We start from the raw sequence: 18,497 nt of genomic DNA, 5'->3' as shown, positions 1-18,497 counted from the left end.
TGACCGTATGTTGAATTTTAGCGGAAGGTTTTGTGACGCGCAGCGAGCGCCGCCGGGATCAGGGCGCGCGGATGCGGTCGATGACGGTGCCATCGGGGGCTTCGCAATGGGCCACGTTGCGACCCGTTCCGCGACCGGAACCGGTCACATGACTCGCTTGCCGCCGCAGGTCTTCCAGCGTGGTGACCGGCAAGCCCGCCGCGCGGGCGGCGTGGTGCAGGTCGGGCCGGGCGGGATGCACGGCGATACCGGCCTCGGTCACCACCGCGCCGATTGTGTCGCCCGGAGTGGTCAGGCAGGTCAGCCGTTCGACCAGCTTGGCATGGCCGCCCGCCCTCAGGGTGGTGGTGACGATCGGCAGCTTCGCCCCGGCGGCGGTATCGGCATGACCGCCCGATCCGCCGATGATGCGCCCGTTGCTGGCGCAGGTGACATTGACGTTGAAATCGCGGTCCAGCTCGGCCGCGCCGAGGATCATCACGTCGAGCTGTTTGGCGATGCTGTCGGGGCGGGCGGGGCTGGCGTAGAGATCGGCGGACATCGCCGTGTGATCCGGGTCCGCGGAATAGGACCGGACCGCCGCGAGGTCGAAGGCCTGCACGTTCCAGAGTTTGCGGAACAGCCCGGCATGGAACATGTCGACCAGCGCGCCGGTGATGCCGCCCGCGGCGAAATCGCCCACAACGCCACGCGCGGCCATTTCCGGGGCCAGCGCCCGTGCCACGGCCAGAGAGGTCGCCCCGGCGCCGGTCTGAAACGAAAACCCGTCGCGCAGCAGCCCCGAACAGGCGATCAGTTGCGCAGTCAGATCGGCGATCACCTTGCCCTTTTGCGACGGCGCTCGCCCGGTGGTGCCCGAGGCGATCTGCGATGCATCGCCGATATGATCCACCTCCACGACCTGATCGACCTGGGAGCCGGGGATGCAGATGCGCGGCACCGTTTTGCAGCGGTAATCGGTCAGCGCGACGACATGTTTCGAATGGGCCGCATCCACCATCGCGTATCCCAGCGGACCGCAGGCCGCCGGCCCCGCCGCGCCGCTGAGGTTGCTCGCTGCGTCGACGGCCGGGGCGGCGATGAAGGCCGCGTCGATCGCAAGCCGCCCCGAGGCGATGGCATGCGCCCGCCCGCCATGGCTCTGTAGCGTCACCAGATGGGGCAGAAGCCCGGCGCGCACCGCATCGGCCAAGGGGCCTGTCATGTAGGAGGTGGTGATCCGCGTCACGGTTCCGTTTTCGACAAAGGGCACCAGCGCGCCATGCACCGGGAAGAGGGAGGAGGGCGCGATATGTAGGTCGCGCAGCCCCATTTCGGAACAGGCCGCTAGGACCTGCCGCATCGCGTCGTCGCCATTGCGCAGGTGGTGGTGAAAGGACAGCGTCGCGCCGTCCTTCACCCCGGCCCGTTCAATCGCGTCGCGCAGCGCCGCCATCAGGCGCGCACGAGCTTCTCATAGCTTTCCGAGATTTCGCGGGTCAGCGCGCCGACCTCGAAATTGTAATCGCCGATCTGGCCCACCGGTGTGACCTCGGCCGCGGTGCCGGTCAGCCAGCACTGTTCGAACCCTTCCAGTTCCTCGGGCATGATGTGGCGTTCGTTCACGGTGATGCCGCGATCCTTCAGCATCCCGATCACGGTCTGCCGGGTGATGCCGTTGAGGAAGCAATCGGGCTTCGGCGTGTGCACTTCGCCGTCCTTGACGAAGAAGATGTTGGCGCCGGTCGCCTCGGCCACGTAGCCGCGGTAATCGAACATCATCGCGTCGGAACAGCCTTTGTCCTCGGCGGCGTGTTTCGACATGGTGCAAATCATGTAGAGCCCGGCGGCCTTGGCTTCGCAGGGGATGGTGGCCGGATCGGGGCGGCGCCACTTGGCGATGTCCAGCTTCGCGCCCTTCATCTTGGCGTCGCCATAGTAGTTGCCCCATTCCCAGGCCGCCACGGCGACCTGAACCGGGTTGTTGCGCGATGCGACGCCCATGTCTTCGCCGGCGCCGCGCCAGGCGAGGGCACGCACATAGGCGTCTTTCCAGCCATTGGCCTTCAGTACGTCGTATTTGGCCTTTTCCAGTTCCTCGACCGAATAGGGCACTTCGAAATCCAGCAGAGTGGCGGAATTGCGCAGCCGCTGCGAATGTTCGGCGCTTTTGAAGATGGTGCCGTTGTAGCAGCGTTCGCCCTCGAACACCGAGGAGGCATAATGCAGCGCATGGGTCAGGATGTGGACGTTGGCATCGCGCCATTCCACCAGCTTGCCGTTCATCCAGATCTTGCCGTCGCGGTCGTCATATCCGGCCATGTCCTATCCTCCTGCGCCTTTGCGAATGTTGCGTAAGGTTGGTCCGAAGCGGACATAATCTTGCGCGAAAACTGCGATTCGGTACCAAGTTGATCTTGGAAAGTCAACAAGACTGACTTAAGCTGCCCCTACTGCAGGCATATTATTGATTTTCGGGGGTATTCATGGGGGACGTTTCCACAGGCGAAAACCTTCTTTTCCTGACTGATGAACAGCTGCGGCAGGGAATCGAAGCGATGTTCTTCGCCTATCGCGGCTTCACCGCCGATCCCGACCGCATTCTGGCGGGCATGGCCTATGGCCGGGCGCATCACCGGGCGATCCATTTCATCAACCGGGCGCCGGGCACGACGGTCAACAACCTTCTGATCCTGCTGGGCGTGACCAAGCAGTCGCTCAACCGGGTGCTGCGCACGCTGATCGAGGACGGCCTGGTCGAAAGCCGCGTCGGCACCGCGGACAAGCGCGAACGCCACCTGTACCTGACCGAGGCGGGAGAAGAACTGGAACACAAGCTGTCCGATGCCCAAAGGGCACGGATGCGCGCGGCCTATCGCGCGGCGGGGCCGCAGGCGGTGGCCGGATTCCGGCAGGTGCTGGAAGCGATGATGGATCCCGAAATGCGCCGCAGATACCACGCACTCAAGGAGAGCGGGGCATGAACGATATCGATGCGCACCTGCTGATTGTCGATGACGACGAACGAATCCGCGGATTGCTGCAGAAATTCCTGATCCGGCACGGGTTTCTTGTTTCGGCGGCACGCGACGCGGCGCATGCGCGGCGGCTGTTGTCGGGTCTGGATTTCGACATGATCGTTCTCGATGTCATGATGCCGGGCGAAGACGGGATCAGCCTGACCCGCGATTTGCGGCAGACGCTCAAGACGCCGATCCTGCTGCTGACCGCCAAGGGCGAAACCGAGGATCGGATCTTCGGGCTGGAAGCGGGGGCCGACGACTACTTGCCGAAACCGTTCGAACCCAAGGAATTGCTGCTGCGGATCAATGCGATCCTGCGGCGGATGCCCGACCTGACGCCGGAAGATACCGCGCCGAAGGTGCTGACGCTGGGCCCGATCCGTTACGATATCGACCGCGGCGAAATGTGGCGGGGCGATGAATTGGTGCGCCTGACCGCCACCGAAAGCCAGCTGATGAAAATCTTTTCGGCCCAGCCCGGCGAAGCGATCAGCCGCGCCAAGCTGGTCGAGGATCTGGGCCGCGACCGGGGCCAGGCGCAGGAACGCGCGGTGGACGTGCAGATCACCCGCCTGCGCCGCAAGATCGAGGATGATCCCAAGCAGCCGCGTTACCTGCAAACTGTCCGGGGCGCGGGCTACATGCTGGCGCCGGACTGACGTGGCGGGGGCGGCGGCGGGGGCTGGTGTTTCCCGGTGCTCTGATCCTAGAGTGGCGTCATGACGACTGCCTTATATACCCACAGCGATTGCCTTGCGCATCGAACTCCGCCCGGCCACCCCGAACAGGTTGGCCGTATCGAATCCGTTGCGAAGGCGCTGGAAGGTTTCGATGCGCTGGACCGGCGCGATGCCCCCGCCGCGCCGGATGGCGTGATCGGCCTGTGCCACCCGCAAAGCCACATTGACGCGATCGCGGCGGCCGAACCGAAATCCGGGACGGTGGCGCTGGACGAAGACACCCACATGTCGCCCGGGTCGATGCAGGCGGCGCGCCGCGCTGTGGGCGGCGCTGTCGCCGCCGTGGATGCAGTGATGGCCGGCGAGGTTGCCAATGCCTTCGTCGCGACGCGTCCGCCGGGGCATCACGCGGAATACGAAAAACCGATGGGTTTCTGCCTGTTCGGCAATGTCGCCATCGCGGCGAAACACGCCATCGCGGCGCATGGGCTGAACCGGGTCGTGATCATCGATTTCGATGTGCATCACGGCAACGGCACCCAGGACCTGCTGTGGAACGAGGAAAAGGTGTTGTTCTTTTCGTCGCATCAGTTGCCTCTCTGGCCCGGGACCGGATCGGAAAAGGAACGGGGCAAATACGACCAGATCGTCAACTTGCCGCTGGCTCCCGGCAGCGGCAGCCTTGAGATGCGCAATACCTACACGCGCCGGGTGTTCCCGATGATCGACGCGTTCAGGCCCGAACTGATCCTCATTTCGGCGGGATTCGATGCACACCGCGCCGACCCGCTGGCGCAACTGGAATGGGAAACCGACGACTACACCTGGATCACCGAACAGATTTGCGATCTGGCAGCGAAACATTGCGGCGGCCGCGTTGCCTCGACTCTGGAGGGCGGATATGATCTGACGTCGCTGGCGGCGTCGGCCGCCGCGCATGTTCAGGTTTTGATGGAGAAGGGCGCATGAGCGATAAACCCGTCGGCGAGATGAGCTTCGAAGAGGCGATGAAAGAGCTGGAAACGGTGGTCGGACAGCTGGAACGCGGCGACGTCGCGCTGGAGGATTCCATCAAGCTCTACGAGCGCGGGGCGGAGCTGAAGAAGCGCTGCGAAACCAAGCTAAAGGAAGCCGAGGAAAAGGTCGCCGCCATCACGCTGGACGGCGACGGCAACCCCACTGGATTGAAGCCGGTCGAAGGTCTGTAAGTGTTCGAAACCCGTTTGAAAGACGCCGCCGACCGGGTGCAGGCGCATCTGGACGGCGTGATTGCGCCGATGGGCGACCTGCCGGTGGTGCAGGCGATGCGCTATGCCAGCGCAGGCGGCAAGCGTCTGCGCGCCTTCTTGGTGCTGGAAACCGCGCGGCTGCACGGCATCGCGCCGGAACGGGCGATCTGGCCGGCCGCCGCGGTCGAGGCGCTGCATGCCTATTCTCTGGTGCATGACGACCTGCCCTGCATGGATGACGACGATCTGCGCCGCGGCTTGCCCACCGTTCACGTGCAATGGGATCAGGCCACCGCCGTTCTGGCCGGTGACGCGCTGCAGACGCTGGCGTTCGAGCTGCTGGCCCGGTCCGAGTGTTCGCCCGACGCCGCCGTGCGCGCCGATCTGGTGCTGGGGCTGGCCCGCGCCGTCGGAGCGCAGGGCATGGTGCGTGGTCAGGCGTTGGACATCGCCGCCGAAACCGCGCCGGAACCGCTGACGCTCGATCAGATCACCGACTTGCAGGCGGGCAAGACCGGGGCGCTGATCGAATGGTCCGCAACCGCCGGGGCGTTGATGGCCGGGGCGGATACCGGTCCGCTGTCGGTCTATGCGCGAAAGCTCGGTCTCGCCTTTCAGATCTGGGACGACGTGCTGGATGTCGAAGGCGATGCCGAAACGGTTGGCAAGGCCGTCGGCAAGGACGCCGAGGCCGGCAAGGCGACCTTCGTGTCGCTTCTCGGACTGGAGGCGGCGAAGTCCCGTGCGCAGAACCTGATTGAAGACGCGTGCAACGCACTAGATTGTTACGGGATCGAGGCCGAATGCTTGCGGGAAGCGGCCCGTTTCGTTATTGCGCGTCAAAGCTAAACTCCCCGGAGGGGACCAGTGCCAGACAGACCCGACACTCCACTGCTTGATCAGGTTCACGTTCCTGCCGATCTGAAACGGCTGAGCGACGCCCAGCTGCATCAGGTCGCCGATGAATTGCGCGCGGAAACCATCAGCGCGGTATCGGTGACCGGCGGCCATCTGGGCGCGGGGCTTGGCGTGGTGGAACTGACCGTGGCACTGCACGCGGTGTTCGACGCGCCCAAGGACAAGCTGATCTGGGACGTCAGCCACCAATGCTATCCGCACAAGATCCTGACCGGTCGACGCGACCGTATCCGCACCCTGCGGCAGGAAGGCGGGCTGTCCGGTTTCACCAAACGCAGCGAAAGCCCCTATGACCCGTTCGGCGCGGCGCACAGCTCGACCTCGATCTCGGCGGCTTTGGGATTCGCCGTGGCGCGCGATCTGGGCGGGATGGCCGAGGGCGGGTTGGGCGATGCCATCGCGGTGATCGGCGACGGGTCGATGAGCGCCGGCATGGCGTTCGAGGCGATGAACAACGCGGGCCACCTGAAAAAGCGCCTGATCGTCATGCTGAACGACAACGAAATGTCGATCGCGCCGCCGGTCGGCGCGCTGTCTAACTACCTGACCCGGCTTTATGCCGGCGAACCGTTCCAGGAATTCAAGGCCGCCGCCAAGGGCGCGGTCAGCCTGCTGCCCGAACCGTTCCGCGAAGGCGCCAAGCGGGCCAAGGAAATGCTCAAGGGCATGGCGGTCGGCGGCACCCTGTTCGAGGAACTGGGATTTTCCTATGTCGGGCCGATCGATGGCCATGATCTGGACCAGCTGCTGCCGGTGCTGCGCACGGTCAAGGCGCGCGCCACCGGGCCGATCCTGATCCACGTGCTGACCAAGAAGGGCAAGGGGTATGGCCCCGCCGAACGCGCCCGCGACCGTGGCCATGCCACCGCCAAGTTCGATGTCATCACTGGCGAACAGAAGAAAGCGCCGTCGAACGCGCCGAGCTATACCTCTGTGTTCGGCAAGGCGCTGGTCGACGAGGCCGCGCGCGACGACAAAATTTGCGCGGTGACCGCCGCGATGCCCGATGGTACCGGGTTGAACCTGTTTGCCGAACGCTATCCCTCGCGCTGTTTCGATGTCGGTATCGCCGAACAGCACGGCGTGACGTTCAGCGCCGGTCTGGCGGCGGGCGGGCTGAAACCTTTCTGCGCTATGTATTCGACCTTCCTGCAGCGCGGCTATGACCAGGTGGTGCACGACGTGGCGATTCAGCGGCTGCCGGTGCGGTTCGCCATCGACCGGGCCGGCCTGGTCGGGGCCGATGGCGCCACCCATGCGGGCAGTTACGACATTGCCTTCCTGACCAACCTGCCGGGCATGGTTGTGATGGCCGCCGCGGACGAGGCGGAACTGGTCCATATGGTCGCCACCGCCGCCGCCCATGATGACGGTCCCATCGCCTTTCGTTATCCGCGCGGCGAAGGGGTTGGTGTCGATCTGCCCGAATGCGGCGTGCCGCTGGAAATCGGCAAGGGTCGCGTGTTGCGCGAAGGGGCACGGGTCGCGATCCTGTCCTTCGGCACCCGTTTGCAGGAAGTCATGCAGGCCAGCGAAAACCTCGCCGCGAAGGGCATATCGCCGACGGTGGCCGACGCCCGCTTCGCCAAGCCGCTGGACGAGAATCTGATTCTCGACCTGGCGCAGAATCACGAGGCGCTGATCACCATCGAGGAAGGCGCCATCGGCGGTTTCGGCAGTCACGTGGCGCAATTGCTGGCCGAAAACGGCGTTTTTGACAGTGGGCTGAAGTTCAGATCGATGGTTTTGCCCGATATTTTCATCGATCAGGCCTCTCCGGCCGCGATGTATGATGTCGCAGGCTTGAACACACCTGATATCGAGGCCAAAGTCCTCGAAGTTCTTGGAATTGCTACGATCGGAGAGAAAAGAGCATGAAACGTTTTGCCGTCCTGCCGCTTTGCCTGACACTTGTCGCAGGCCCCGTTTTGGCGGGGAGCGCCGCCGAACCCGCGATGGAACCCGAGGTCATCATGGCCGATGCCGCATCGTCGTCTTCTGACAACGCGCTGGCGGTTTCGGTCATGCTGCTGGCCGTGGCGCTGATCGCGTTCACCGACTGATACGGTGTCAGCCGTCGCTTTGCAGCAATGCTGCAAGGCCATCCCGATAAGTTGGATATCTTAACCGGACGCCCAATTCGGATTTGATGCGGGCGTTCCGGACCTTTTTCGATTCTGCGTAGAAACTGCGCGCCATCGGCGTCATCTCGGCCGTTTCGAAATCTTCCGCCGGCGGCACCGGTAGCCCCAGAAGCTCTGCCGCATGGGCGATCACGTCCTCGGGCGGGGCGGGATCGTCATCGCACAGATTGTAGATCGCGCCGGGATTGGGCCGGGTGATCGAGGCGGCCAGCACTTGCGCGATGTCTTCGACATGAATGCGGCTGAACACCTGCCCCGGCTTGATGATCCGACGCGCGGTGCCATTGCGGACCTTGGCAAAGGGGCCGCGCCCGGGGCCATAGATGCCCGCCAGCCGGAAGATATGCAGCGGCAGGCCGGGGATGGATTGCCATTCCGCTTCCGCCGCGACCCGCATCTGGCCGCGTTTGGTCGACGGCGTCAGCGCGGTATCCTCGTCGACCCAATCGCCCTGATGGTCGCCGTAAACCCCGGTGGTCGACAGATATCCCACCCATTCGAACCGATCCGCCCGCGCCGCGATCTGGTCGCGGTAATGCCGCAGTACCGGATCGCCCGCGGTATCCGGGGCGGCGGAAACCAGGATGTGGCTTGCCTGATCCAGAAAGGGCGTCATGTCGGTGCCGGGCCACAGTGCCGGTTCCACCCCGGCAGCGGCCAGCGCGTCGCATTTTTCCGCGCTCCGGGTGGTGCCGATTATGCGCCATCCCTGCGGGATCAGAATCTTGGCGAGCGCTGTCGCCGAATAGCCGTGGCCGAAGGAAATCAGTGTCTTTGTCATATGCTGTATCTTGGGCAGGGATCGGGAAAGGCAAGCCCTAGGCGTGTTTGCGCGGCAGGTATTCGACACCGCCCTGCTTGTTCGTGGGCTGCGGGTAAAGCCGCATCAGGTCCATCACCTCGGTCGGCATGTCGGTGCTGATCGGCAGCCCCATCTCTTTCGCCTCTTCCGCCGAGATCGGGTAATCGTGGGTCCAGATCCCCGAAGCCAGCTTGTCCGCAACCTTTTCGGCCTCTGCCTGGTCCATGTGGCTGGCCAGAAGGGTCGTCGCGTCACCTTTCACCTGCGCGATGGCCTTCTTCGCCAGATCGGCGTTGATCAGTGTCGCATCGTCCACGTCCTTGACGTTCTTCTGTGCCACGGCGGCCAGGATGGACGCGGCGGCCTGCGGCGCCTGCATTCCCAGTTGCGGATCGACCGGGCCCAGCACCGCGTGGCGGTTCATCACGATTTCATCGGCGGCAAGCGCGATCAGCGTGCCGCCCGACATCGCGTAATGCGGCACCAGAACGCGCACATCGGCCTTGTGCTTACGCAGCGCGCGGCTGATCTGCACCGCGGCCAGGACCATGCCGCCCGGCGTGTGCACGACGAAGTCGATCGGCGTGTCGTCATCGGTACTGTCGATCACCCGCAGCACCTGTTCGCTGTCCTGCACGTCGATATAGCGGATCAGCGGAAAACCGAGGAAGCTCATGGTTTCCTGCCGGTGCACCAGAACGATCACCCGCGACCCGCGTTTTTTCTGAATTTCGTCGATCTTGCGCTGGCGCATGGCCTCTTGCAGCTTTTTCTGGAACATCGGCTGAAGGGCCGTGAGCAGAATGAAAATCCAGATGAGCGACATGAAATCCATCGGCGGGACTCCTTTCGGTGGCGATGACCCGACTGTGGCGGTCCCGGCGCCCGCGCGCAACCTCATGTTACGGATAAACCGCGCCTTTCCGCGCCCCGCGCTCAGGTGCCCAGGTAGTCGCGTAGCACCTTCGGCGGGTTTTCGAACAGCGCGGCGGTGGGTTTCGGCGCGGTTACCGTGCCCTGCGCCACGACCGAGGTCACATCGGCGATCATCTGTGCGTCCTCGGGTTCGTGGCTGACCATGAGCATCGTGCCGCCGATTTCCTGCATCAGATCGCCCACCAGCCGCAGCATGTCATGTTTCAACGCCGGTCCGAGCGCCGAAAAGGGTTCGTCCAGCAGCACCAGCGGCTTGCGTTGCACAAGCACGCGGGCCAAAGCGACCCGGCTTTGCTGCCCGCCCGACAACTGGCCGGGTTTGCGGCCGGCCATGCCCGCCAATCCGACCCGTTCCAGCGCGTCGTGCAGATATGCCCGTTCCGCCGCGTTCAGCCTCAGATCGGGGCGGATGCCCAGCCCGATATTCTGCGTCACGGTGAGATGGGGAAACAGGTTGTTGTCCTGAAATAGCATCGAAATCGGCCGCTGTCCCGGCGGCAGATCGGTGATGTCTTCACCTTGCCACAGCACCCGGCCCGAACGCGGCCGCAAGAAGCCCGCGATCACGTTCAGCAGGGTCGACTTGCCCGCGCCGGACGGGCCGATCAGGGCCAGGTTTCGACCCTGTTCCAGCGTGAAATCGGCATTCAGCGTGAATCCGTCCAGCACGATTTCCAGTTTCTCAAGCGTCAACATCGCCGCGTCCCAGTTTGTCGAACATCCAAAATAGGCCAAGGCTGAAGACCAGCAACAGCAATCCCGCACCGGCGGCGGCCTCCATCCGGAAGGCCCCCATCAACCGGTACATCTGCAACGGCAGCGTGGCGCGGCTGGGATCGGCGAACAGCGTGATGACGCCCAGATCTCCCATCGAAAAGGCCGCGGCAAGCCCGGCGGAAAACCCAAGCGCCCGCCGCGCCCGGGGCAGCAGCAGGAATCGCAGCCGTGCCCATCCGGTCAGGCCCAGCACATCGGCCAGCCTGCCGAAGTTCTTTTCCGACGCGCGCAGCGACGGGATCAGCACGCGCAGCACGAAAGGCAGCGCCGTCAGCGCATTGACCAGCCCGGTCACCGCGAAGGCCAGTCGCGCCGGATCGGCAAAGGGGTACACGATCAGGAACAGCCCGGTGCCCAGCACCAGCGGCGAGGAAACGATGCCAAGCAGCCCGATCACCTCGATCCAGCCGCGTCGCAGTGCCGCCAGCGCAATCGGCAGCGCCAGGGCCAGGGCCACGGCGGTCGATACCAGGGAAATGACCAGCGAGACCCTGAGCGCGGTGAAAACCTGGTCCGGCATTTTCGCCCATCCGGCGATCCCGTTGATTACCACCAGCAACAAGGGCAGCAGCAGGAACAGCGCGGTCAGGATCATCACGGCGGTATCGGTGATGCGCAACCCGGCCGATTGCGCATCCCAGCGGCGCACCACCCGGTCCAGTCCGGCGCCGAAGCCCTCGCCACGGGAATATTTCAACGCGACAAGCGCCACGATACCGGCCAGAAGGGTCTGGATCACGGCCAGAACCGCTGCGCGGCCCAGATCGAAATCGAAGCGGAACGCCTGGTAGATCGCCAGTTCCACCGTGGTCGCCTTCGGCCCGCCGCCCAGTGTCAGCGCGACGGTGAAACTGCTCAAACAGATGGCGAAGATGACGATGAAGGCGCCGGGCAAGGTTGTCCGCAGCATCGGCAGTTCCAGCCGCCGCATGACCTGCCCCGCGGTCATGTTCAGGCTGGCGGCCAGCCGGAACCGTTCCGCCGGGATCTGTTGCCAGGCCTGCAACAGGATGCGTGTCGCCAGCGGCAGGTTGAAAAACACATGCGCCAGAACCACCCCGTGCAGGCCGTAGATCTGCACCGGGGGCAGCCCTGCCCAGATAAGCACGGAATTCAACACCCCGCTGCGGCCGAACACCGCCAGCAGGCCCAGCACCGCCACGATGACCGGCAGGATGAAGGGCGCGCCCAGCAGCGTGATCAGCAGGCTGCGCCCCGGGAATTGCCGCCGCGCCAGTGCGCGGGCGACCGGCACCGCCAGGATGACGCTGAACAGGGCCGACAGCGTTGCCTGCGTGATCGAAAACCGCACCGCCGCCCAATCGGCGGGGCCGGGCAGCGTTCCGCCCCCGGCCCGGACAAACACCACGATCAGCGGCCCGAAAATGAACAGCAGAACCAAGGCTGCCGCTGCATATCCCGGGCCGCCTCTGATCACTTCGAAAGCGCCTCAAGCCATTCGGCCAGCGCCGCGTCGCGTACCTTGGGGGCCTGATCCGAGGGGACCATCAGGGCCTTTTCCGGCTGGATCAGGGTCTCGAACCCTTCCGGCAACCCGGCTTCGGGGGTAACGGCGGGATACATCCAGTTGGTGGTCGGGATCACCGACTGGAACGCATCCGTCACCATGAATTGCAGGAACTGATCGGCCAGTTCGGGCTGATCGGTGCCCGCGATCTTGCCCGCGACCTCGATCTGCATGTAGTGGCCCTCGGAGAAGCGCGCCGCGGTTTTCGACGCATCGCTTTCCGCGATCAGGTGATAGGCGGGCGAGGTGGTGTAGCTGAGGACCAAATCGGCTTCGCCTTCCAGGAACATGCCATAGGCTTCGGACCAGCCTTTCGTGACGGTGACGATGTTGTCGCTCAGCCCCTCCCAGATCGCCGGCGCGTCGTCGCCATAGGCCGCCTTCACCCACATCAGCAGGCCCAGACCCGGGGTCGAGCTGCGCGGATCCTGGATGACGATTTTCAGATCGCTGTCTGCCAATTCCCTGAAATCCGTGGGACCGTCCAGGTCGGCGTTTTGCACGAAGGCGAAATAGCCCCAGTCATAGGGCACGAAAACCGGATCGTTCCAGTCCACCGGAAGATCGTAATCGGCGCTGACCGTGGTTTCGGCGAACAGCCCGGTTTCCTTGGCGGCGGCGGTCAGGTTGGTGTCGAGCCCGAGAACCACATCGGCCTTGGTGCGCGCGCCTTCCAGTTTCAGCCGCCCCAGCAGGGCCGCGCCGTCGCCGGCACCGACGAATTGCAGGTCGCATCCGCAGGTTTCTTCGAAGGCTTTTTCCACCGCCGGGCCGGGGCCCCAGTCGGATACGAAGCTGTCATAGGTGTAGATCGTCAGTACGGGGATATCGGCCACTGCGGAAGTGGCGGCCAACAGTCCCGTGGCAAATGCAAGATACTTCACAGGTATCCTCCTAACTGCGACGGGCGGAGTTAGTGTGGAGAGTATCCATACCTTCCCTCCGCCGGTCTTAACCGGTTCAGGTTCAACGGGTTCGCAGGATTGCATCTCAGCCCGCCGCAACACGCGGCACGCACCCCGAGGTCGCCGCAGACCTAGCGCCGCCGATACACCGTTTCAAGGCAAAACCGCTTGAGCGCGCGGCCCGTGCTTTGTATTGCAGGCTGCAAAGGAGCGCTGCGATGAGCATCAATACATTCGGTCACCTGTTCCGCGTCACCACCTGGGGCGAAAGCCACGGACCCGCCCTGGGGGCGACAGTGGATGGCTGCCCGCCGGAAGTGCCTGTCGACGCGGCGATGCTGCAGCACTGGCTGGACAAGCGCCGCCCGGGGCAGAGCAAGCACACCACCCAGCGGCAGGAACCGGACGCGGTGAAGATTCTGTCGGGCGTGTTCGAGGGCAAGACCACCGGAACCCCGATCCAGCTGATGATCGAAAATACCGACCAGCGGTCGCGCGATTACGGCGAGATTGCCCAGACCTTCCGCCCCGGCCATGCCGACATCACCTATCACCTGAAATACGGCAATCGCGATTATCGCGGCGGCGGCAGGTCCTCGGCCCGCGAAACCGCCGCCCGGGTGGCCGCCGGTGGCGTGGCGCGCGAAGCGATCAGGGCGATGGTGCCGGGTCTGGAAATCAAGGGCTACATGACCGCGATGGGCGATCTGGAGATCGACCGCGACAGCTTCGACTGGGACGCGATCGACCAGAACGATTTCTGGATCCCGCAAGGGCCGGACGTGGCGCAGGACTGGGCCGATTACCTGCAGAAGCTGCGCAAGGAACACGATTCCGTCGGCGCCGTGGTCGAGGTGGTGGCGCGCGGCGTTCCCGCCGGGATCGGCGCGCCGATCTATGGCAAGCTCGACACCGACCTGGCCGCCGCGATGATGTCGATCAACGCGGTGAAAGGGGTGGAGATCGGCGAAGGCATGGCGGCGGCGAAACTGCGCGGGTCGGAAAACGCCGATGAGATCTTCATGGGCAACGATGGTCAGCCGGTGTTTTCCTCCAACCACGCGGGCGGCATCCTGGGCGGCATTTCCACCGGTCAGGACGTGGTGGTGCGCTTTGCCGTGAAACCGACCTCCTCGATCCTCACGCCGCGCCAGTCGATCCGCAAGGACGGCACCGCGATCGAAGTGATCACCAAGGGCCGTCACGACCCCTGCGTCGGCATCCGCGCGGTGCCGGTGGCCGAGGCGATGATGGCCTGCGTGATCCTTGATCACCTGCTGCTGCATCGCGGCCAGATCGGCGAAAACCGCGGCACCATCGGGTGATGGAAACCCTGCGCCGTACCCTGCGAAACATCGCGGAACGGGACATGGCGCAGGACAGCGCCCATGATCTGGCGCATCTGGACCGGGTCTGGACCACCAGTCAACGGATCGCGGAAACCGAGGGCGGTGACCTGCGGGTCCTGATCGCGGCGGCCTATCTGCACGATCTGGTCAACCTGCCCAAGGACGCGCCCGACCGGGCGCAGGCTTCGCGTCTGGCCGCGCAGGCCGCCGCGCCGCATTTGAGAGCCTTGGGATTTTCCGCGCCCGAGATCGAAAACACCCGCCACGCCATCGAAGCGCACAGCTTTTCCGCCGGAATAGAGCCTGAAACGGTTGAGGCCCGCATCCTGTGCGACGCCGACCGGATGGATGCCATCGGCGCCATCGGCATCGCCCGTGCTTTTTCCGTATCGGGGCAACTGGACCGGCCGATCTATGATCCGGACGATCCCTTCGCCGCCGAACGCGATCCGGACGACAGCGCCTTTTCGCTGGATCACTGGCCGGTCAAGCTGCTGCGACTGGCCGAGGGGATGCAGACCGCCACCGGCCGTGCGCTGGCGCGGGACCGGGTGGCGGTGATGCATCGTTTCCTGACCGATCTTGCCGGGGAAATCGGCACCGAACCGCCGCAACACTGGAACACCGCCTCATGCTAGACATCCTGTCCATCACCTTCCCGATCTTCGCGGCCATCGCGCTTGGCTTTGCCTCGGTCCGGTTCGGAATGTTCGCCGAAAGTGACATGCGGATCATGGGCAAATACGTGCAGAACATCGCACTGCCCGCGCTGCTGTGCGCGGCGCTGGTCAAACGCGATCTGGCCGAGGTGCTGGACATTTCCTATATGGCCGTTTTCGCCATCGGCGGGTTGGCGACGATCGGTGCGATGTATGCGATCCTGACGCTGCAAAGCACCGGCCCGGCGCGCCGCGCCGTTGGCGTGATGGGGGCGAGCTGCCCCAATTCCGGTTTCGTCGGTTATCCGGTGATGCTGCTGCTGTTCCCCGACAAGGCGGGGATCATCCTGGCGCTGAACTTCGTGGTGGAAAACTTCCTGCTGATCCCGATTGGGCTGGTGCTGCTGGAATCGTCACGCGATCTGACCCACAAAAGCCGTCTGCGGATGCTGGGCGCGCTGTTGCTGTCGATCCTGAAACGGCCGCTGTTCGTGGGGTTGCTGGCCGGCATGGTGATCATGCTTTCGGGCATCGACATTCCCCCGGCCGGAATACGGTTGCTAGACATGCTGGCGGCCTCGGCCAGCGCCTTGGCGCTTTTCATGATCGGCGGGTCTCTCTTCGGGTTGCCGCTGAAGGGCAATCAGGTGCTGGCGACGCAGATCGTGATCGGGAAACTGGTCCTGCATCCGGCGCTGGTCGCCTTGGCGGCCGCGCTGTTGCCGATGGTCGGCATGCCCGCGCTTGGCGCCGACATGTACAAGGCGGTCATCCTGTCCGCCGCGATGCCGATGTTCCTGATCTACACGGTCTTCGCGCTGGATTACGGTCATGAAGGCGTCGCCTCGATCGCGCTGGTGGGTGCGACCTTCGGGGCCTTCGTGACGCTCAGCGTGCTATTGGCGGTGCTGAACTAGGACAGCGTCCCTAAAGCCTACAGCCGCGCCCCGGGTCTGATCACGCGTCCGGTGACATCCCCGGCCTTCCCGTGGGGGCTCGGCGCTTTCACCCGGTTCCCCGGAGCGGAGTCTCAGCTGCCAGTCGCGATCGCCAGGGCGCTGTCCATCAGTTGCCGGATCTGGTCAACGCCGGTCTGTGCCACGATCCGCCCGTACTCCTGATCGCCCTTCAGCACCACGAGGGTCGACCGGCGCGGGATGCGCATGCGTTTGACCAGATCTGATTTCCCGTATTCGTCCCAGTCGACATCGATGAAGGTGATATTGGCCTCATAGGCGGGATTGGCCGCTTTCAGTTGTTTCAGAACCCGATCCTGCGCGGCGCAGGTTCCGCACCAGCTGGCCTTGAAATCCAGAAAAACGGTATCGCCCGCCGCCAGATGTTTCTGCAGCAGGCTCTCGGAATAGTTGAGTGGGTCCGCCATGGCGGGGCGCCCCAGCATTCCCAGCCCGGCGGCTCCAAGCGCGATGAAGTCACGGCGTTTCATATCGGTTCCTTTCCTTAATAGCGTACCGAAAAGTCCTGCAACCAGCCCGGCAATGCCTGAACCGCCCAGGCCTCGATCACGTGGTGCAGGCGGAACAGGATGGCGATTCCGACGAGGATGAAAATCGCCCCCATCAGCGGTCGCGCCCGTTCGGACAGCGTTCGCATCACTGTTTTATGCCGGATCAGCAGGCCGCGGGCCCCATAGCCAAGTGCGAAGATGATCGTGGAAACGCCAAGCGCGAAACTTGCCATGATTGTCGCCGCCCAGCCCAGATTGGTGCCTTGCGCCGCCAGCGATATCGCACCGCCCAGGGTGGGGCCGATACAGGGGCTCCACACCGCGCCCAGCAGCAGCCCGCCCAGGAACTGCCCGGCCAGGTGGTCCTGATCCAGCCCATCCATCCGCGCATCGGTACGGTGGGAAAATCCCGCGGTTGCGGTGGAAAACGCGATGCTGAACCGCGGCACCAGAAGGATCAGGCCGAAGCCCAGCATCAGGATCGCGCCCCCCTGCGCCAGCATCTGTTCATCGATGCCAAGGGCAAAGCCGAAGGCGGTCACCAGCAGGCCAAGCGTCACGAAAGACAGGCTCATCCCCGCCGCCAAGGCGACCGGCCCAAGCCGGTGCGCCTGCAATGCCCCGGTCAGAACGATGGGCAGCACCGGCAGCACGCAGGGATTGATCAGCGTCAGAAGACCGGCGAGATATCCGAACAGCAATTCCATGACAGCAGAGTGCGGTACCCGTGCCGTGCTGTCACCCAACAAAGCCCTGACGCGGGATCACGTCGCCGTGGGTTTCTGTTTCGAAAGCTGGACCGCCAGGATACCCGCCGCGATCACCGCCACGCCGATCACGTCGAGAACCCCAAGGCTTTCGCCCAGCAGCGCCGCCGCGATGGCGACGCCGAAGAACGGGTTGAGGAAGTGGAAGGTGGCGGCCTTCACCGCGCCGATCTGGTTGACCAGCGTGAACCAGACCCATGTCGCGGCCAGCCCGGGCACCAGCGTGGTATAGATGAAGGCCACGACCAGTTGCCAGCTCATTTCCAGATGCATCGGTTCGAACAGCGCTGCCGTCACCGCGAGGCAGACCGATCCGACAAGCATCTGCAGCCCGACGATCATCATCACGTTGCCCCCCGAGGAGGCGCCGCGCACCGACAAGGTGGCCACGGTCAACGCCGCGGCGGCAATGAAGCACAGGCCCACACCATAACGGTCGACCCCGTCCTCGATCCGCGCGCCCATGATCAGCATCACGCCGAGAACGCCAAGAACCAGCCCCACGATGCCAAGAATCGGCAGCCTGTCGCGGAACACCACCCAGCCGGCCAGCGCCACCATCAGCGGCATGGTGGATGCGATGATCGAGGCTAGCGATGCCTCGACCGTCTGCATCGCGATGAAATTCAGCCCGAGGTAAAGCGCGTTCTGGCAGATGCCGAAGACGATGGTGGCGCGCCATTGCGCCCGGGTCAGCCGGAACGTCTGTCCGAGCGCCAGGGCGATGCCGATGCCCAGCAGCCCCGACACAAGGAAGCGCAGCGACAATGAGGCCATCGGCGGCGCGTAGGTGACGATCACCCGCGCCGAGGTGAAGGCTGAAGACCACATCAGGGCAAAGCCCAGCCCCATCGCTATGGCGCGTAAATTCATCCCCGGATCCCATCCCTTGTTTGCATCGGCCCAAAAGAAAAGGGCCGCCCGAAGGCGACCCTTTCCGAAACTTCAAGAAGATGCAAGATCAGCCGTTCACGCTGTCTTTCAGCGCCTTGGCGATGGTCATCTTGACCACCTTGTCGGCGTCTTTCTTGATCTGTTCACCGGTGGCGGGGTTGCGCACCATGCGCTCGGGGCGCTCACGGCAGTAGATCTTGCCGATGCCGGGCAGGGTCACTGCGCCGCCGGCCGAAACTTCCTTGGTGATGATCGATACGATGGCGTCGAGTGCCGCGGTTGCGGTTTTCTTCTCGGCTCCCATTTCCTCAGCCAGAGCAGCAACAAGCTGGGTCTTGGTCATCGGTTTTGCCATTTTTTGGTCTCCTTAACATGCCCGATTATTTGGGCCTCATTGCGCGTATTTAACTGTATGTCGCGTATAAACACAACGAATTGT

General features: G+C 64.2%; 21 protein-coding genes and 1 riboswitch. Of the genes, 10 read left to right on the top strand and 11 right to left on the bottom strand.

Annotated features, from left to right (window positions below; all coding sequences use genetic code 11):
• Positions 1-58: 58 nt before the first annotated feature.
• Together IT775_RS04065 and IT775_RS04060 are read right to left on the bottom strand one after the other, a co-directional pair.
• On the bottom strand, positions 59-1,435 hold the full coding sequence (locus IT775_RS04065; protein ID WP_212699797.1) for a citrate lyase subunit alpha: 1,377 nt from the start codon (positions 1,433-1,435) through the stop codon (positions 59-61).
• Entirely contained in the window at positions 1,435-2,301 is an 867-nt protein-coding gene (locus IT775_RS04060; protein WP_212699796.1) for a branched-chain amino acid aminotransferase, read from the bottom strand. The genes IT775_RS04065 and IT775_RS04060 overlap by 1 nt, the downstream gene beginning before the upstream one ends.
• Before the next feature lie 164 nt (positions 2,302-2,465).
• Between IT775_RS04060 and IT775_RS04055 the strand changes: the two genes are divergently transcribed.
• The 7 genes from IT775_RS04055 to IT775_RS04025 are packed head-to-tail and all read left to right on the top strand — an operon-like array spanning position 2,466 to position 7,892.
• Positions 2,466-2,963, top strand: a complete 498-nt coding sequence (locus IT775_RS04055) for a MarR family winged helix-turn-helix transcriptional regulator (RefSeq protein WP_212699795.1) — start codon at positions 2,466-2,468, stop codon at positions 2,961-2,963.
• On the top strand, positions 2,960-3,661 hold the full coding sequence (locus IT775_RS04050) for a response regulator (protein WP_212699794.1): 702 nt from the start codon (positions 2,960-2,962) through the stop codon (positions 3,659-3,661). The genes IT775_RS04055 and IT775_RS04050 overlap by 4 nt, the downstream gene beginning before the upstream one ends.
• Positions 3,662-3,721: 60 nt before the next feature.
• Positions 3,722-4,651, top strand: coding sequence for a histone deacetylase family protein (locus tag IT775_RS04045; protein WP_212699793.1), 930 nt, complete (start codon positions 3,722-3,724; stop codon positions 4,649-4,651).
• Positions 4,648-4,890, top strand: coding sequence for an exodeoxyribonuclease VII small subunit (locus tag IT775_RS04040; protein ID WP_212699792.1), 243 nt, complete (start codon positions 4,648-4,650; stop codon positions 4,888-4,890). The genes IT775_RS04045 and IT775_RS04040 overlap by 4 nt, the downstream gene beginning before the upstream one ends.
• Positions 4,891-5,760 (top strand): polyprenyl synthetase family protein, encoded by an 870-nt coding sequence (locus tag IT775_RS04035; RefSeq protein ID WP_343231105.1) that lies wholly within the window; start codon positions 4,891-4,893, stop codon positions 5,758-5,760.
• 18 nt (positions 5,761-5,778) lie between these two features.
• On the top strand, positions 5,779-7,707 hold the full coding sequence (dxs, locus tag IT775_RS04030; RefSeq protein ID WP_212699791.1) for a 1-deoxy-D-xylulose-5-phosphate synthase: 1,929 nt from the start codon (positions 5,779-5,781) through the stop codon (positions 7,705-7,707).
• Positions 7,704-7,892, top strand: a complete 189-nt coding sequence (locus IT775_RS04025) for a hypothetical protein (RefSeq protein WP_212699790.1) — start codon at positions 7,704-7,706, stop codon at positions 7,890-7,892. The genes dxs and IT775_RS04025 overlap by 4 nt, the downstream gene beginning before the upstream one ends.
• Before the next feature lie 7 nt (positions 7,893-7,899).
• Here IT775_RS04025 and IT775_RS04020 read toward each other — a convergent pair whose 3' ends face one another.
• The 5 genes from IT775_RS04020 to thiB form a co-directional block, all read right to left on the bottom strand.
• Positions 7,900-8,754, bottom strand: coding sequence for an SDR family oxidoreductase (locus IT775_RS04020; protein ID WP_212699789.1), 855 nt, complete (start codon positions 8,752-8,754; stop codon positions 7,900-7,902).
• A 37-nt stretch (positions 8,755-8,791) separates the two neighbouring features.
• Positions 8,792-9,610 carry an SDH family Clp fold serine proteinase gene (locus IT775_RS04015; protein WP_212699788.1) on the bottom strand — a complete coding sequence of 273 codons (819 nt, stop codon included), beginning with the start codon at positions 9,608-9,610 and terminating at the stop codon, positions 8,792-8,794.
• Positions 9,611-9,711: 101 nt separating this feature from the next.
• Positions 9,712-10,407 (bottom strand): thiamine ABC transporter ATP-binding protein, encoded by a 696-nt coding sequence (thiQ, locus tag IT775_RS04010; RefSeq protein ID WP_212699787.1) that lies wholly within the window; start codon positions 10,405-10,407, stop codon positions 9,712-9,714.
• Positions 10,394-11,926, bottom strand: coding sequence for a thiamine/thiamine pyrophosphate ABC transporter permease ThiP (locus tag IT775_RS04005; RefSeq protein WP_212699786.1), 1,533 nt, complete (start codon positions 11,924-11,926; stop codon positions 10,394-10,396). The genes thiQ and IT775_RS04005 overlap by 14 nt, the downstream gene beginning before the upstream one ends.
• Complete coding sequence (gene thiB, locus IT775_RS04000; RefSeq protein ID WP_212699785.1) at positions 11,923-12,900, bottom strand: thiamine ABC transporter substrate binding subunit; 978 nt, start codon at positions 12,898-12,900, stop codon at positions 11,923-11,925. Before thiB ends, IT775_RS04005 begins: the two co-directional genes overlap by 4 nt.
• Positions 12,901-12,936: 36 nt before the next feature.
• Positions 12,937-13,048: riboswitch (TPP riboswitch) on the bottom strand.
• Positions 13,049-13,139: 91 nt separating this feature from the next.
• Here thiB and aroC point away from each other — a divergent pair.
• From aroC to IT775_RS03985, 3 genes are read left to right on the top strand one after another with little or no spacing between them, the layout of a single operon-like run.
• Positions 13,140-14,246, top strand: coding sequence for a chorismate synthase (gene aroC / locus IT775_RS03995; RefSeq protein WP_212699784.1), 1,107 nt, complete (start codon positions 13,140-13,142; stop codon positions 14,244-14,246).
• The gene (locus tag IT775_RS03990; protein WP_212699783.1) at positions 14,246-14,908 is read left to right on the top strand and encodes an HD domain-containing protein; all 663 of its coding nucleotides are present in this window, start codon (positions 14,246-14,248) and stop codon (positions 14,906-14,908) included. Before aroC ends, IT775_RS03990 begins: the two co-directional genes overlap by 1 nt.
• Positions 14,902-15,846 (top strand): AEC family transporter, encoded by a 945-nt coding sequence (locus tag IT775_RS03985; protein WP_212699782.1) that lies wholly within the window; start codon positions 14,902-14,904, stop codon positions 15,844-15,846. Before IT775_RS03990 ends, IT775_RS03985 begins: the two co-directional genes overlap by 7 nt.
• Positions 15,847-15,959: 113 nt before the next feature.
• Here the strand turns inward: IT775_RS03985 and IT775_RS03980 are convergent, their stop codons facing one another.
• The 4 genes from IT775_RS03980 to IT775_RS03965 all read right to left on the bottom strand — a co-directional run bounded on the left by IT775_RS03980 (position 15,960) and on the right by IT775_RS03965 (position 18,413).
• Positions 15,960-16,376, bottom strand: coding sequence for a thioredoxin family protein (locus IT775_RS03980; protein WP_212699781.1), 417 nt, complete (start codon positions 16,374-16,376; stop codon positions 15,960-15,962).
• A 14-nt stretch (positions 16,377-16,390) separates the two neighbouring features.
• Complete coding sequence (locus IT775_RS03975) at positions 16,391-17,104, bottom strand: cytochrome c biogenesis CcdA family protein (protein WP_212699780.1); 714 nt, start codon at positions 17,102-17,104, stop codon at positions 16,391-16,393.
• 57 nt (positions 17,105-17,161) lie between these two features.
• A complete protein-coding gene (locus IT775_RS03970) occupies positions 17,162-18,037 on the bottom strand; it encodes a DMT family transporter (RefSeq protein WP_212699779.1) in 876 nt (291 codons plus the stop codon).
• Between the two features lie 88 nt (positions 18,038-18,125).
• A complete protein-coding gene (locus IT775_RS03965) occupies positions 18,126-18,413 on the bottom strand; it encodes an HU family DNA-binding protein (RefSeq protein WP_212699778.1) in 288 nt (95 codons plus the stop codon).
• Between the last annotated feature and the right edge of the window lie 84 nt (positions 18,414-18,497).

The sequence above is a fragment of the Thalassovita aquimarina genome, from assembly GCF_018219815.1.
In the GTDB taxonomy this organism is placed as follows: domain Bacteria; phylum Pseudomonadota; class Alphaproteobacteria; order Rhodobacterales; family Rhodobacteraceae; genus Thalassobius; species Thalassobius aquimarinus.
The sequence above is the reverse complement of the archived record's forward strand: the minus strand, read 5'-3'. Positions and strand labels throughout refer to the sequence as shown.